The organism is Streptomyces sp. NPDC002476, assembly GCF_042889785.1.
In the GTDB taxonomy this organism is placed as follows: domain Bacteria; phylum Actinomycetota; class Actinomycetes; order Streptomycetales; family Streptomycetaceae; genus Streptomyces.
This window is the reverse complement of the sequence record NZ_JBIARH010000006.1, coordinates 275,484-288,791: the sequence shown is the minus strand read 5'-3', so window position 1 is coordinate 288,791 and position 13,308 is coordinate 275,484. Positions and strand designations below refer to the sequence as shown.

Here is a 13,308-nt window from a genome sequence, read left to right as displayed (position 1 = left end):
TGTCTGCTACCTCACTGTCGGAATGCTGGTGGGGTGGGTCCGGACGTCGGCGCCGAGAAGAGCGGCGTATCCGTCCTCGAGCGATGGTTCGACGGGGCGCGCCCCGTCGGGCGGAGAGGTCGTGACGATGCGGTATTCGGTACCTGCCGAGGTGGTCACCGCGCTGACCACCTCGGCGCCGGGCGGGGGCCCTTCTGCGTGTCCGGCGGGTCGGTGGACATAGGTGCAGCCCGCGGCCCGACTGACCAGGTCGGTGGTGGAGCTGTGGAAGACCAGACGGCCGGAGGCGAGCACGGCCACATCGGGGCAGGTCTGGGCGACGTCGTCGAGAATGTGGGTGGACAGCAGCACTGTGCGACCGCGCCCGAGGCCGGCGAGCAGCGTGCGGAAGCGCATCCGTTCATGCGGGTCCAGTCCGGTGGTGGGCTCGTCGACGATCAGTACCGTCGGGGCGCCCATGAGGGCCTGTGCGATACCGACCCGTCGCTTCATCCCCCCCGAGAAGCCGACCAGTCGCTCTCCGGCCCGGTCGGCCAGGCCCACCTCGGCAATCCGCTCGTCGACCTGACGGCGCCGCTCACGTCTGTCGTGGATGCCTTTGAGCACGCCGATGTAGTCGAGGAACTCGCGTGCCGTCAGGTCCGGGTACAAGGACAGTTCCTGCGGCAGATAGCCCAGGGTGCGCTTCACGGCGGCGAGCCCGGAGCTGGTCGACAGATCGTGGCCGGCGACGTGGACGCGCCCGGAGGTGGGGCGCAGCACGCCGGTCAGGATGCGCAACAGCGTGGTCTTCCCCGCCCCGTTGGCACCCAGCAGTCCGACGGTGCCGCTCTCGATTTGGAGGTCGACGGCGTCCAAGGCACGCAGTCCGCCGGGATGGACTTTTGTCAGTTGTTCCGTGGTGATGTTCATGATGCTCCGTGTCGTCCGGTGCGGGCGGCGAGATGCCCCAGCACATAACAGGCCGCGGCCATCGCGAGGACGAGCGCGACGTTCAGCAGCGCCGCCGCGTCGTCGACCGCCGGGCGCAGGGCCCCGGTGCCCTGCCGGGTGGCCCATACCTCGGGGGCGTGCGCCCAGGCGGCCAGCGGGTAACCGCCGAGCGGGGAGAGGACCGTGCCGGTCGGTGTGGGCAGTGGCGAGAAGGCCGGTGGGAAGTGACAGGCCCACAGCCACACCACGACCGTGACGGCGCGTGCCGCCGCCACCGGCAGCAGCACGCCCAGGACACCGGCGAAGGCGGTGACCAGCAGCGCCGCCGGTACGACCGCCGTGACCAGCGCGATCAGCGCGGACACGACCGGGCCAGGGGAACCGCCGGCCACCGAGAACATCGTGGCGTACAGCAGATAGAGACCGGCGACCGGCGCCAGGGCGGCCAGCAGCGGTCCGCCCAGCACCCCGGCGGTGCGGGGCAGCGGCCCCGCGGGAGTGGCGGTCAGCAGCTCGGCCATGCCGCGGGCTTCGAGACCGCGCCGCAACCGGTCGGCGAGCGCGATGCCCACGCCGAGGGTGCAGAAGGTGTTGACGACCACGGCCGCCGCCCCGGTCCTGGCGGCGGGATCGCCCTGCCCGCCGACGACGGGCGAGGTGATCACCAGCAGCAGGCTCAGCAGGGCCAGAGGCAGCACGGCGCCCCAGACCACCTTTCGGCGGGCTGTCATCAAGGCCTCGTAGCGAAGGGTCCACAGCAGAGCGGTCATCATGCCTCCTGGGGGCCGAGGTGGGCGCCGCCATGACCGAGCCGGGCCCCGGAACGGGCACCCGGGCGGAGGGCGCGCAGCGCCAGCGGGAACAGATGGCCCCCGATCAGCAGGGCGGGTACGGCCTGCGCCGCTCCCTCGGGCACCACGCGGTCGACCAGCAGCAGCTTGGCCAGGACCACGGCGACGACCAGCCCGGTCGCGGGCGTCGCCGACCCCGTCCGTACCGTCGCCCAGACGGCGGCACCGCTCAGGAGCACGGACAGGCCGGACAGCTCCAGCAGGGCGGTGAGGGGACCGGGTTGGTGGCCGGTGGCCGCCACCAGTCCCACCAGGACGAGGACGGCGGCAGCCGTGACGGACGCGGGCCAGGCCAGCCGGCGGGCGATGGTGCGCGGATAAGGGGTGGGCAGGGAGAGATGGAGCTCCAGCATCGACTCCCGTGCCACCACGGCCGCACACGCCAGCGCGGTGGCGGTGGGGAGCGCGCAACTGAGCAGCGCTCGGTCGAGAACGACTCCGGTGCCGGACCCCGTGGCCACGGCCGCGGATGCGGTGATCGTCGCGAGAACCGGCAGTACGAGCGCCTGCCGTCCGCAGCGACGTGCTTCGTGGGCCCACCACGGTGCAGCGGTCATGGTCCCGTTCCTCCCGTTGTTCCCCGGCCTCCCGATGCACCCCGTACGTAGCGGTCCGGCCCGGGACGGTTCACGCCAGGAGCCGGAATCGGCGGTGCGGGGCACGGGCGCGTGCACGCGCCCCCTATGGCGGGGGCTACGACGGCGCGTGCTCGCCGAACGACCGCATCGCCCGGGCGGCCCACACCAGCAGGGCCGCCGCCGCGGCGAGCGTCCACGGCGTCGTCGACAGCAGCCCGTCCAGCAGCGCGTCGAACGGTGTGCTGAGCAGTCCGTGCGGCCCGCCCACCACGCCCAGGAACCACAGCGTGCCCCCAGCCGCCGCGCCCACCGGTGGCGAGAAGCGGACGGAGAGCGCGAGAGCGAGGGAGGCCGCCAGCAGCGACTCGCCGAGCCAGCTCGCCACCACCGCCCACCAGCCGGGCCCCCGCACCAGTGCGGAGCAGACCATGGCGAGCGCCAGATCCACGCACAGGACCGTCGCCAGCCGGGCCAGGAACACCGCCGCGGGCGACACCGGCAGCGTGAACAGCAGCTCGCGCCGGGGGTCCCGGCGGGGGGAGGCCACGATCAGTGCCCCGAACAGCGCGGACAGCACGACCACCGCACCGAACAGCCGCATCCCGACGCGCTCCTGCATCTGCGCCGAGGAGACCAGGGCGGCGGCAACCAGCCCGATCGCGCTCAGCGGGGCCCACAGCCGGGGCATCAGCACCAGTTGCCGGACGGCCAGTTGCCAGGCCGTCCGCCAGGGCCGCGCGGGGCCGGGGGTGCCCGTGGCGCCCGTGGGCACGGAGACGTCGGCCGGTGCGGAGACGTCGGCGGATGCGGCGGCGTCCGTCGGCACGGCAGCGGACGCGGCGGATTCCGGCTCGGTCCCGGACCCGCTTCTCCGCCCGGCGAAGCGTTTCCCTGCGGTGGCCGGTGTCCGTTCCGAGCGGGCGACGGCGGGGACGGAGGGGACAGTGGGCACGACGGGGACGACGGGGACGACGGGGACGACGGGGGAACGGGGGGCCGTGCCGATCGGCGCGACAGCGGCGGGCAGGACCCCCAGCAGGTTGTCGAAGGACGGTACGGGTACGGCTTCTTCGGCTTCGGCCTCGGCGCGGACCGCGTACGTGATGTTCTGCCAAACTGCCAAATTCTCGCGGCAGTCGGAGCATTCGCCCAGATGTCGGTCGTGGCGCGCATCGACGGTCCCGGCGCGTGCCAGACACGCCAGGACATCGTCCGTGAGGTGATCACTCATAGCTGTCCCGATCCTTCCAGCCGCGTGGCGGCGAGCATGTTGCCCAGCCGTCTGCGTGCGTGGGACATCCGGCTCTTGACGGTGCCGACCGGGATGGCGAGCGCAGTGGCCACCTCCGGGTAGGCCATCTCTTCGAACAGCACCAGCGCGAGGACCTCGCGCAGGTGCTCGGGCAGCGCACGTACCGCTGCCCGCAGCGCGGAGTGCTCGGACTCCACCACGACCTGGTCCTCGACGCTCGGCGCGGTGTCGGCCACGTCCCGCGCCTCCGACAGGTCCGTCAACCGGGGCCGCGGCCTGCGGAGCTGATTGTGCGCCTGCCGTCTGGCCACGCCCATCAGCCAGCCCCTGACAGAGGAATCGCCCCGGAAACCGGTCGCCGAGCGCCAGACGGCCAGCCACGTCTCCTGCAGGATCTCCTCGGAAACGCCCTGGTCCGAGGTGAGTCTGCGGATGAGTCGGAGCATCGCGCCGGCATGCCTGTCGTAGAGCGTTCGCAGGGCGGTCTGGTCGCCGTGGGCGACGGCGGATAGCAGAGCTTCGTCCGAGCACACATCACGTACGTATCAAGAAAGCGCCGAACGGTTCACTGTCCGTCGGGACGATCCGTGATTCTTTCAGCCGGGGGAGTGGTGGAGGTCTTCGTATCCCAGGCCGCCGTGGTAATGGGCGTGGTTTCGGTCAGGGAAGGGCCGCGGTCGCGCGGGCCGCACGTCGGCTCCCCCGATCGCGGGACTGCCTGCGGGACTGCCTGGACTGCCAGGACTGCCAACAGGGCTGGAACCTATTGAACGGTCGCGGGCGACCATGGATCGTGATGCAAGGATCACGTTCCGTGACCGCCTGTTCGGTTTCCATCAAGGAGTCCGAAGCAGCACCGAGAGGCAAGGAGTTCAGCAATGGGAATCAAGTCCGTCCCGCTGTCGGACGTCGAGACCGACCTGTTCGACCTCGACCTGGAGATCGGCGTGGAGCAGTCCGTCGCCGGCCCCGCTATCACGAGCGTCTCCTACTGCACGCCCGGATGTACGAGTGAAGGCGGCGGCTCCGGCTGCAGTCACTGCTGTTGACGGCGCGCGACCGCGGGGCCGTGCGGGACGACGGCGCGGCCCCACGGACCGTCCCCGGGCCTGCCCGGACGGGAACGAGAAGGGGGACCACGGTGAGGGAACGGCCCGAGACACCGCCCGGGGCACCGCCACCGTTGGGCAGGACGCCCGGGACGCGGTTCGAGAACGAGCCCCGGACATCGGCGCGGGCATCGACGAGGATGTCGGCCAGGGCGTCGCCCGGGGCACCGTTCGAGGCGAAGGACGTCTTCCTGTACCGCGCGCCGCTGGCGCCGCCGACGCCTCCGTCCGGGGCGAGGACCGAGGCCCGGCGCGGCCTGCGGGCACCCGCCGGGGGAGACCCCCGGTCCCTCGACGCCTGTGCCCGGCTCCTCGCCTCGGCCGCCGCGGACACCGTTCTCGGCGAGGCGCTCGATCTCGCCTCGCCCAGCCTCGGCGCCTTGGTGCGTCGCGTCTCGGAGCACGGCCCCGACGGCATCAGGCCCGGGCAGCTGCGCCGGGCCGCGCTCGCCGTGCTCCGCTACGACATCAGGATGCGGACCCGGCCCACTCCGTTCGGCCTGTTCGCGGGTGTGGCGCGCGCCCGGTTCGACACCACCGCCGAGTCCGGGCGCGGCACGGCGCATCGCACCCGCACCCATGCCGACATGCAGTGGCTCACCAGGATCGGCCACCGACTGGAGCGCGATCCCGCCGTGCTGTCCACGCTCACCGTCCAGGCGCACCAGGCCCTCGTCGCGCGGGGGGACCGCCTCGTCCTGACCGCCCCCTCCACGCGGGGCGTGCCCCCGGGCGAGGGCGGCGAGGGCCGTTGCATCGTGTCCGTGCGCAGGACCGCGGTCGTCGAACGGGTCGTGACCGAGGCCATGACCCCCCTGCCGTACGGGGAACTGCTCCGGCACACCACCGACGCGTTCCCCGAGGCGTCCCCGGAACGGGTGCGCCGTCTGCTCGCCGAACTGGTGCGGCTGGAGATCCTTCTGACCGGGCTGCGCCCGCCGCTGGACGGCGGCGACCCGCTGCACCACGTCATCGGACTGCTCGCCGGGGTCGCCGAACCGTCCGGGGAGACCGTTCGGACGCGTGACGCGCTGCTGGCCGTGGAGGAGCGGAGGAAGGCGTACGACGCCCGGCCCGTCGGCGCCGGACGGGAGGAGCTGGGCAGGCTGCTGAGCACCGCGCGGTCGGTGGAGCCCGACGACACACCCCTGCACGTCGACACCCGCCTCGACGCCGATGTGCGGCTGCCGTACGCGGTGCGCGACGAGATCGAGACCGCCGCCGGGTTGATGTGGCGGCTGTCCCGCCCCAAGCTCGGCCTCCTCGCGCTGCGCGACCACCACCGCCGCTTCCTCGACGTCTACGGGGCCGATCGCGTGGTGCCCGTCCTGGAACTCCTCGACCCGTCGACCGGGCTCGGCGCTCCCGAGGGCTACGGCTGGCCCAACAGCGAGGCGGCGCCCGTACCGCCGGAAGCGTACGAGGGGCCGCGTACCGCCCGCAGGAACCGCGCCGTGGCCCGGCTCGTGGCCGTCGCGCAGCGGACCGGACGGCGCGAAGTGGTCCTCGACGACGCGGATCTCGACGAGCTGTGCCATAACGCGGCCGACCCCGCGGACGTGCCCAACTCCTGCGAGGTGACGGTGCAGGTCGTCGCCCCTTCGGTGGCGGCGCTGGACGCGGGGGACTTCCTGGTCTTCCTCTCGCCCTCGCCCGGATCGCACCGGGCCGGTTCCACCTTCGCCCGGTTCGCCGACCAGCACCCCTCCTGGGAGACGGAGTTCGCGGCACTGCACCGCGACAACCCGGTGCACGTCCAGGACGCCGTCGCCGTCGACCTCGCCTTCCGGCCGCGCTCGGGCCGGGCCGCCAACCTGGCCCACACCGTCCCGGCCACCGGCCGTCGCATCGGTGTGGGCCTGCCCGACGCGCCCGGCACGGAGGAAATGCGCCTGGCCGACATCGGCATCGGCGCCACCCTCGACCGGCTGACCGCCGTGCACATGCCCACCGGCCGCGAGATCGTGCCCGTCCTCGGCAACATGGTCAGCGCCCCCGCCCAGGCCCCGAACGCCGTCCGCCTGCTGTGGGAGATCGGGCTGGAGGGACAGCGGCTCTGGGAACCCTGGAACTGGGGCCCGTTCGCCGACGCGCCGTTCGTCCCCCGGGTGCGGCACGGGCGGTTCGTGCTGGCCTCCGCGGTCTGGCGGCCGGACGCGATCCGGGCGCGAGCCCGTGACCTGCGGACGAGGGACGACGGGGAACGCACCGCCGACTGGACGCGTGCCGTGGCCGACTGGCGGGCCGACTGGGACGTGCCGAGCCGGATCCTCGCGGTCACCGCCGACCAGCGGCTCCTGCTCGACCTCGACGACGTCTGGCACCGGGAACTGCTGCTCGACCAGTTGGTGCGCCATCCGGACCTCATCGCCCAGGAGGTCCCCGGGGAGCACGAGGACTGGCTGGACAGTCCGCTCGCCGGGCACGTCGCCGAGCTCGTCGTCCCGATGACCCGCCGGGCCGTCGGCCGCCCCCTGCGCCGCCCGTACGCCGGAAGCCGCGACCCCGCACGGAGCGGTCGTGCCGAGAGCCGCGCGCCGGGCGCAGCGCCCTCGCCCGCCGCGCGCGCCCCGGATTCTCCTTGCACTCCGCACTCCCCGCATGCCCCGGGCTCGTCCCACTCCGCGTACGCCGTCCGCACCTCGTACGCGCCCCGTACTCCGCGTACGGTCCACGGACTTGGCGGCGAATGGCTCTACCTCAAGCTGCGCGGATCGGCCGGTGCCCAGGACGATCTGCTGCGCGAGCACGTGCCCGCACTGGTCGAGCTGGCCGGGCGGCACGGAGCCGACCGCTGGTTCTTCGTCCGGTACACCGACGACCACGGCCACCACCTGCGGTTGCGGCTGCACGGCCCATGTCCCGAGGCCCTGTGGGGCACGGCCGTCCCGGCGCTCGGCGCGCTGCTGCGGACCTGGCAGCGGGACGGGGTGGTGCGCGGCCACAGCCTCGACCAGTACGACCCGGAGACCGAGCGCTACGGCGGCCCCGCCGCCCGGCGCCCGGCCGAGGACGTGTTCCGGTACGACAGCGAGGCCGCCGTCGCACTGCTGCGCGTGGCCAAGGACCCCACGAACGGCTACGACGTCGACGATCTCGCCGTTCTCTCCTGCGCCGCGCTGGCCCACGCGTTCGGGACGCCCGTGCCCGGCGGCCCGAAGGCCGCCGAGGGGTACGGCGACGACGCCGCCGCGACCTGGCTGTCCATGACCGGTTCGCGCCGCGACCTCCCCGGCGCCTTCCGCGCCCGGAGCGCGCGCTGGCGCGAACTCGTCGACCCCTACGGCGGCTGGCCCGCGCTCGCGCGCGACCCGGCCGGCGCCCGTGTCCTCGACGCGCTGCGCCCGCGCGACCGGGCGGTGGGACGGCTCGCCGCGTGCGTGCGGGCGGCGGGGGAGACGCCCGAGGGACGGGTCGTCGGAAGTCTGCTGCACATGGTGTGCAACCGCCTGTTCGGTGGTTCCGGCGCCCGCGAAACGACCGTGCTCGGCATCGCCCGCGGCGCCGTCCAGGACCACGCCAACCGCCGGAGGCACCAGCAGTGAGCTCCACCAGCACCCGCCCCGACCCGCCCTCCCGCGCCGCTTCGCCCCCGGCCCCCGCCGCCCCGGAAGGCCCGTCGGCCCCCGACGCCGACGCGGTCGTCGCTCTCGTCGCCGAGCGGCTTGCCGACCCGGAGCACGTCGCGGCGGTCGCCTCGCGGGACGACAACCGCGACCCCGTCTACGACGCCGTCATGTGGGGCCCCCTGACACTCGCCAACGGACTGCCGGGCACCGCCCTCCTCCACGGCGAACTGGCCCGTGCCGACGAAGCCCGGCGACAGGTCGCCCACCGTCACCTCGTGGCCGCCGGGCGCGCCATGGCGACCGCGCCCAGCCGGGGCCTGTTCTCGGGACCGGCCGCGCTGCTCGCCGCCGCGCAGACCTGCGCGGGGCCCGAGGGCCACTACCGCTCGCTGCGGCGGGGGCTGGCAGCCTGGGTGGCCGAGGACCAGACCGAACGGCTGCGGGTCTTCCGTGCCCGCGCGCGGGAGAGCGGCCCCGGTGTCGACTGGGCCGCGTACGACCTGATCAACGGGGTGTCGGGGACGACCAGACTGCTCCTGGATGCGGTCGCCGACCCGGCCGAGAACGGCTCCGCCGTCGAAGCGGCCCTCGCCGCGTCCCTGCGCCACCTCGTCGACCTCACCGCGCCGGTCCGTGCCGACGGCCACCGGGTCCCCGGCTGGTGGGTGCCCGCAGCTCTCCAGATCAGCGCCCGGGACCGCGAGACGTACCCGCGCGGGGACTTCAACCTCGGCATGGCGCACGGCATCGCCGGACCGCTCGCCGTGCTCAGCACCGCGTACGAGACCGGGCACGGCACCCCGGAGCTGCGCGACGCCGTCCGGCGCGTCGCCGACTGGCTGCTGGGCTGGACGCTGAGCGACGACTCCGGTCCGTACTGGCCCGCCCGCGTGGGCTGGGACGAGGAGATCGCGCCGCGCCGCCCGCGACGGATGTTCACCCGCACGGCATGGTGCTACGGCACCCCCGGCGTCGCCGCCGCGCTGTTCCGGGCCGGGACCGCCCTGGACCGGCCCGACTGGCGCACCGCCGCCGTCGACGCGCTGCGGGCCGCGCTGCGCCGCGACGAGTCGCGGTGGGCGATCGAGGGGCCCACCGTCTGCCACGGATACGCGGGCCTGCTGCGCGTCGTGGCGCGGATCGCCGAGGCGACCGGCGATCCCGACCTGCGTGCCGGGCGCCGACGACTGACCGGCAAGGTGCTGGAACTCGTCGACGAGAGCGCGCCGTTCGCGTTCCGCCACCTCATGCGCTTCCCGGCCGCCGCCCGTTCGCCCGTACCCCACCGCGCCGTCGACACCGCGGGCATGCTGGAGGGGGCGGCGGGCGTCGCCCTTGCGCTGCTCCCCGTCGGCGACGGGCCGCGCCCCTGGGACCGCACACTGGGGCTGGCATGACCGCCCGTCCGCCGACGACGCACCACGAGGCCGTGACACCGGCCTTCGAGATCAACGATCTCGTCGTGCGCCACGGCCGGGTGACCGCCGTGCACGGGGTGTCGGTCAGCTCGCCGCCGGGCCGTGTCACCGCCCTGCTCGGCCCCAACGGCGCGGGGAAGTCGAGCCTGTTGGGGGTCGTGTCGACGGCCGCCCGGCCCGACGCGGGCACGGTCCGCGTCTTCGGCCACGACGTCCGCGACTCACCGACGGCCGCGCGGCGCCGCCTCGGGCTCGTCTTCCAGGAACGCACCCTGGACAAGGAGCTCTCCGTCGAGCGGAACCTGTGGTTCCATGCCCGGCTCTACGGCATGAAACGGGCCGACGCCCGGGCCCGGATCAGCCTGCTGCTGGACGTGTTCGGCCTCGCCGACCGCCGTCGGCAGCCGGTCGAGGAGCTCTCCGGCGGACTGGCCAGGCGTGTCGAGATCGCCCGTGCGCTGCTGCACCGGCCCGGGCTGATCGTCCTGGACGAGCCCACCAACGGCCTCGATCCCACCGCCCGCGCCACCGTCTGGTCGGATCTGCTGCGCCTGCGCGACGAGTCGGGGATCACCGTCCTGTACGCGACGCACTACATGGACGAGGCGGAGTACGCCGACGAGATCGTCATCCTGCGCCGCGGCCGGGTCGTGCGGCAGGGCAGCGTCGACCGGCTCAAGGGCGGCCTGGAGTCGTCCCGCCTCGTGGTCGGCTGCGCGGACGACGAGGCCGCCGCACGGCAGTTGCGCGCGGCCGGTTTCGAGCCGCTGATCGAGCCCGGCGGGGTCGCGGTGCACTGCCCCGATCCCGAGGCCCGGATCGCGGAGGTGGTCCGGGCGCTGGACGTCCCGGTTCTGGCGGTCTCCGTGCACCACCCGTCCATGAACGACGTCTACCTGGCGGTGGCCGGGGAGGACGCGGAGGCCGGGGAGGAAGCGGAGGCAGGGGAGGACGCGGAGGCCGGGGAGGACGAGGCGGCAGAGAAGGGCATGGCAGCAGTGGCGGCAGGGGAGGACGAGGCGGCGGGGAAGGATCAGGCCGCAGGGAAGGACCAGGCCGGAGGGAAGGGCGGGGCGGCGGAGAGGAGAGCGGCCGGAGAGAGTACGGAGGCCGGGCCGGGCGAGGCGCCGCAGCACCCGGAGGAGGCGGTCACGCCATGACCGCGACGAACGCCCCCGCTTACGCCCCGGCGTGCGCCCCGCCCGGCCCCGCGGACGTCGACGGCCGGCTGCGGGTGGCCCTGCGCGCCATCGGCGTCATCGCCCACCGCGATCTGCTGCGGCAGGCCAGACGGCCGGGTGTGCTGATCAGCCAGGGCGCCCAGATCTTCTTCTTCGTCCTGGTCTACGCCGTCGGCTTCGACGGAATGATCGGCTCGGTCGGTGACGTACCGTTCAGCGCCTACGTCTTCCCCGGGATCATCGCCATCCAGGTCGTGTCGATCGGGGTCGCCTCCGGTCAGACGTATGCCTGGGACCGCGAGTACGGGGTGCTGCGCGAATTCCTCGTCGCACCGGTGCCCCCGGTCTGTCTGCCGCTCGGGAAGGTCGTCGCCGGGGCGGGGACGGTGTCGGCACAGAGCACGGTGATGCTCGCCTTCGCCCCGCTGATGGGCGTGGACCTGACGGCGGGCCGGTTCGCCGCCGCGCTCGGCTGCTACGCGCTGGCCGCCACCGTGTTCAGCGTCATCGGCCTCTGTCTGGCCACCGTCATCACCCGCGTGCAGACGCTCCAGGCCACCGTCCAACTCGCCATGTTCCCCATGCTGTTCCTGTCCGGTTCGGTCTTCAGCCCGCAGGACGTCCCGGCCTGGCTCGGCTGGATCATGCACGTCAACCCCATGACGTACGCCGTCGACCTGGCCCGGCAGACCCTGCTCGGCGGCGGCGGTCTGCTGCCGCGCTGGGCGGATCTCGGCGCGCTCGCCGCGATCCTGGCCGTCGCCATGACGGTGCTGCGGCTGCGGAGCGGGCGGTGAACGGCGCGGCCGACGAGGCGCACTGGCCCGCGCTCCCCGCGCACGCCGGGTGCCTGGGCGAGGTGCTCCTGGGGGAGGAGGAGGCGGCCCGCCGGGTGCTGGCGGGGGCGCTGGAATGGATCGAGGCACAGCTGGACTGGTTCGCTCCGGGGCGCTGGGAGGAGTTCCTGCCCCGCCGCCCCTTCCGGCCCGGCCCGCTCCTCGAACTCCTCGGACTGGTAAGGGTGCTGGACCGCTCGGGTGTCGTGCCCGCCACCGCGCCCCTGCCCTCCTGGGCCCTCGACCTGGCGGAGGAGATCGTCCACGAGTCGGAGTTCGGACGCGGTCTGCGTCGCGGAGACGCGTTCTTCCCCTACCACCTCAACCTGACCGCGCTCCTGGAACTCCTCGGCCGCCCGCAGCCCGCGCTGCGCGCGTCCTGCCAGGCACTGCTCACGGCGGACGCGGGCGGCCACTGCCGACCGTACAAACCGGTCCTCTCCAGGATCGAGCTGCGCTACTTCGTCGACCGCGGCGGTTTCACGGCCCCCGGTCGGCTGCCCGGCCTCGGCCCGCTCTACCGCCAGAGCATCGCCGCCAGGGGAGCGGACGTCCTTCAGCTGACGGGCGACGAGACCTACGCGCTCACCCATGTGCTCCTCTACGCGACGGACTTCGGCCACCACACCCGCCTGCCGTGCCGGGGCGAGTCGGTGGCGCGGGTGCGCGAGACCGTACGGGTGCTGCTCGGTGTCCACCTCGCCCGGGGGAGCCTGGACCTCCTGGCGGAACTGCTGCTGTGCGAGGCGGCCCTGGACGGGGGGCAGGGGCACACGCCGGATTCCCGGCCCGGTCCGGTGCCGGGCCCGGACCCATGCCCCGTTCCCGTTCCCGGTCCCGTTCCCGTTCCCGTTCCCGTTCCGAGGATCGTCCCGGGGCAGTGGCGACGGGCCTGCTGGAGCGCGCTGGCCGCCGCCCAGCGCCCGGACGGCGCCGTACCCGGTCCGGTGCACCGCCCTGAGATCCTGACCGGACTGACGGGGGACAAGGCCGCCGCGTACCTCTTCGGCACCTGCTACCACACCACACTCGCCTCGGCCCTCGCCGCCGCCGCGCGAAAGCCGGCTGAGGCGCCGGGTCCCGTCGGCCCCTCGGAATCCATCGGATTCCCGTTGCCCCGCGCACACCCCGAGGAGATCCGGCACTGGGCCCGAGGCGCGGCCGAGGCGGCCCGGACCGTCCCCCCCGCCGCACGCGCGGAACTGGCGGCGTGCCTCGGCCCCCTGCTCGCCCTCACCGTCCAGGCCCACGACCCGGCCGTCCTGACGGACGTCCTGCGCGTCGCCGCGCATCTCGGCCACGGCGACGATCCCCTGGTCCGGTCGGCAGCGGCCCTTCTGGCGGCGTGGAGGTCGGTGCCGTGACCGGGGCGGGGAAATCGCCGACCGGACCGGGACACGGCCGGCGGGCGCGGCGAAGTCGTTCCCGGGCGGCATGCACCACAGCCCTGGACGAGCACCGACCCGTATCGGGCGCAGGATCGTAATGCCCGCGTCCTGCGGCGTTGGGGCCCGGCCCGCATCGCGCACCGGGCGGGCCCGCTGCACACCTGCCATCACCACAGCGGACACACCGCGCTGA

11 protein-coding genes are annotated in these 13,308 nt (G+C 74.0%); 6 read left to right on the top strand and 5 right to left on the bottom strand.

Going from position 1 to position 13,308, the window contains the following annotated elements:
- Positions 1-6: 6 nt before the first annotated feature.
- From ACFYXM_RS10315 to ACFYXM_RS10295, 5 genes are all read right to left on the bottom strand, one after another.
- Positions 7-912, bottom strand: coding sequence for an ABC transporter ATP-binding protein (locus ACFYXM_RS10315; protein WP_389288538.1), 906 nt, complete (start codon positions 910-912; stop codon positions 7-9).
- Positions 909-1,664 carry a hypothetical protein gene (locus ACFYXM_RS10310; RefSeq protein ID WP_389288537.1) on the bottom strand — a complete coding sequence of 252 codons (756 nt, stop codon included), beginning with the start codon at positions 1,662-1,664 and terminating at the stop codon, positions 909-911. Before ACFYXM_RS10310 ends, ACFYXM_RS10315 begins: the two co-directional genes overlap by 4 nt.
- A gap of 38 nt (positions 1,665-1,702) precedes the next feature.
- On the bottom strand, positions 1,703-2,341 hold the full coding sequence (locus tag ACFYXM_RS10305; RefSeq protein ID WP_389288536.1) for a hypothetical protein: 639 nt from the start codon (positions 2,339-2,341) through the stop codon (positions 1,703-1,705).
- A 136-nt stretch (positions 2,342-2,477) separates the two neighbouring features.
- Positions 2,478-3,593 carry a hypothetical protein gene (locus ACFYXM_RS10300; protein ID WP_389288535.1) on the bottom strand — a complete coding sequence of 372 codons (1,116 nt, stop codon included), beginning with the start codon at positions 3,591-3,593 and terminating at the stop codon, positions 2,478-2,480.
- A complete protein-coding gene (locus tag ACFYXM_RS10295) occupies positions 3,590-4,147 on the bottom strand; it encodes an RNA polymerase sigma factor (RefSeq protein ID WP_389288534.1) in 558 nt (185 codons plus the stop codon). The genes ACFYXM_RS10300 and ACFYXM_RS10295 overlap by 4 nt, the downstream gene beginning before the upstream one ends.
- Positions 4,148-4,492: 345 nt before the next feature.
- Here ACFYXM_RS10295 and ACFYXM_RS10290 point away from each other — a divergent pair, with 345 nt between their 5' ends.
- The 6 genes from ACFYXM_RS10290 to ACFYXM_RS10265 all read left to right on the top strand — a co-directional run bounded on the left by ACFYXM_RS10290 (position 4,493) and on the right by ACFYXM_RS10265 (position 13,091).
- On the top strand, positions 4,493-4,663 hold the full coding sequence (locus ACFYXM_RS10290; protein ID WP_362019354.1) for a gallidermin/nisin family lantibiotic: 171 nt from the start codon (positions 4,493-4,495) through the stop codon (positions 4,661-4,663).
- 200 nt (positions 4,664-4,863) lie between these two features.
- The gene (locus ACFYXM_RS10285) at positions 4,864-8,268 is read left to right on the top strand and encodes a lantibiotic dehydratase (protein ID WP_389288533.1); all 3,405 of its coding nucleotides are present in this window, start codon (positions 4,864-4,866) and stop codon (positions 8,266-8,268) included.
- Positions 8,265-9,689, top strand: a complete 1,425-nt coding sequence (locus ACFYXM_RS10280) for a lanthionine synthetase C family protein (RefSeq protein WP_389288532.1) — start codon at positions 8,265-8,267, stop codon at positions 9,687-9,689. Before ACFYXM_RS10285 ends, ACFYXM_RS10280 begins: the two co-directional genes overlap by 4 nt.
- Positions 9,686-10,870 carry an ABC transporter ATP-binding protein gene (locus tag ACFYXM_RS10275; RefSeq protein WP_389288531.1) on the top strand — a complete coding sequence of 395 codons (1,185 nt, stop codon included), beginning with the start codon at positions 9,686-9,688 and terminating at the stop codon, positions 10,868-10,870. The genes ACFYXM_RS10280 and ACFYXM_RS10275 overlap by 4 nt, the downstream gene beginning before the upstream one ends.
- Positions 10,867-11,688 (top strand): ABC transporter permease, encoded by an 822-nt coding sequence (locus ACFYXM_RS10270; RefSeq protein ID WP_389288530.1) that lies wholly within the window; start codon positions 10,867-10,869, stop codon positions 11,686-11,688. The genes ACFYXM_RS10275 and ACFYXM_RS10270 overlap by 4 nt, the downstream gene beginning before the upstream one ends.
- Positions 11,685-13,091, top strand: a complete 1,407-nt coding sequence (locus ACFYXM_RS10265; RefSeq protein WP_389288529.1) for a DUF6895 family protein — start codon at positions 11,685-11,687, stop codon at positions 13,089-13,091. Before ACFYXM_RS10270 ends, ACFYXM_RS10265 begins: the two co-directional genes overlap by 4 nt.
- The last annotated feature ends 217 nt before the right edge of the window (positions 13,092-13,308 follow it).

What these genes read in the sequence shown, in the direction of transcription:
- ACFYXM_RS10290 (WP_362019354.1), top strand. Translation starts at nt 4,493, where the DNA reads ATGGGAATCAAGTCCGTCCCGCTGTCGGACGTCGAGACCGACCTGTTC.
- ACFYXM_RS10285 (WP_389288533.1), top strand. Translation starts at nt 4,864, where the DNA reads ATGTCGGCCAGGGCGTCGCCCGGGGCACCGTTCGAGGCGAAGGACGTC.
- ACFYXM_RS10275 (WP_389288531.1), top strand. Translation starts at nt 9,686, where the DNA reads ATGACCGCCCGTCCGCCGACGACGCACCACGAGGCCGTGACACCGGCC.
- ACFYXM_RS10315 (WP_389288538.1), bottom strand. Translation starts at nt 912, where the DNA reads ATGAACATCACCACGGAACAACTGACAAAAGTCCATCCCGGCGGACTG.
- ACFYXM_RS10270 (WP_389288530.1), top strand. Translation starts at nt 10,867, where the DNA reads ATGACCGCGACGAACGCCCCCGCTTACGCCCCGGCGTGCGCCCCGCCC.
- ACFYXM_RS10310 (WP_389288537.1), bottom strand. Translation starts at nt 1,664, where the DNA reads ATGACAGCCCGCCGAAAGGTGGTCTGGGGCGCCGTGCTGCCTCTGGCC.
- ACFYXM_RS10305 (WP_389288536.1), bottom strand. Translation starts at nt 2,341, where the DNA reads ATGACCGCTGCACCGTGGTGGGCCCACGAAGCACGTCGCTGCGGACGG.
- ACFYXM_RS10300 (WP_389288535.1), bottom strand. Translation starts at nt 3,593, where the DNA reads ATGAGTGATCACCTCACGGACGATGTCCTGGCGTGTCTGGCACGCGCC.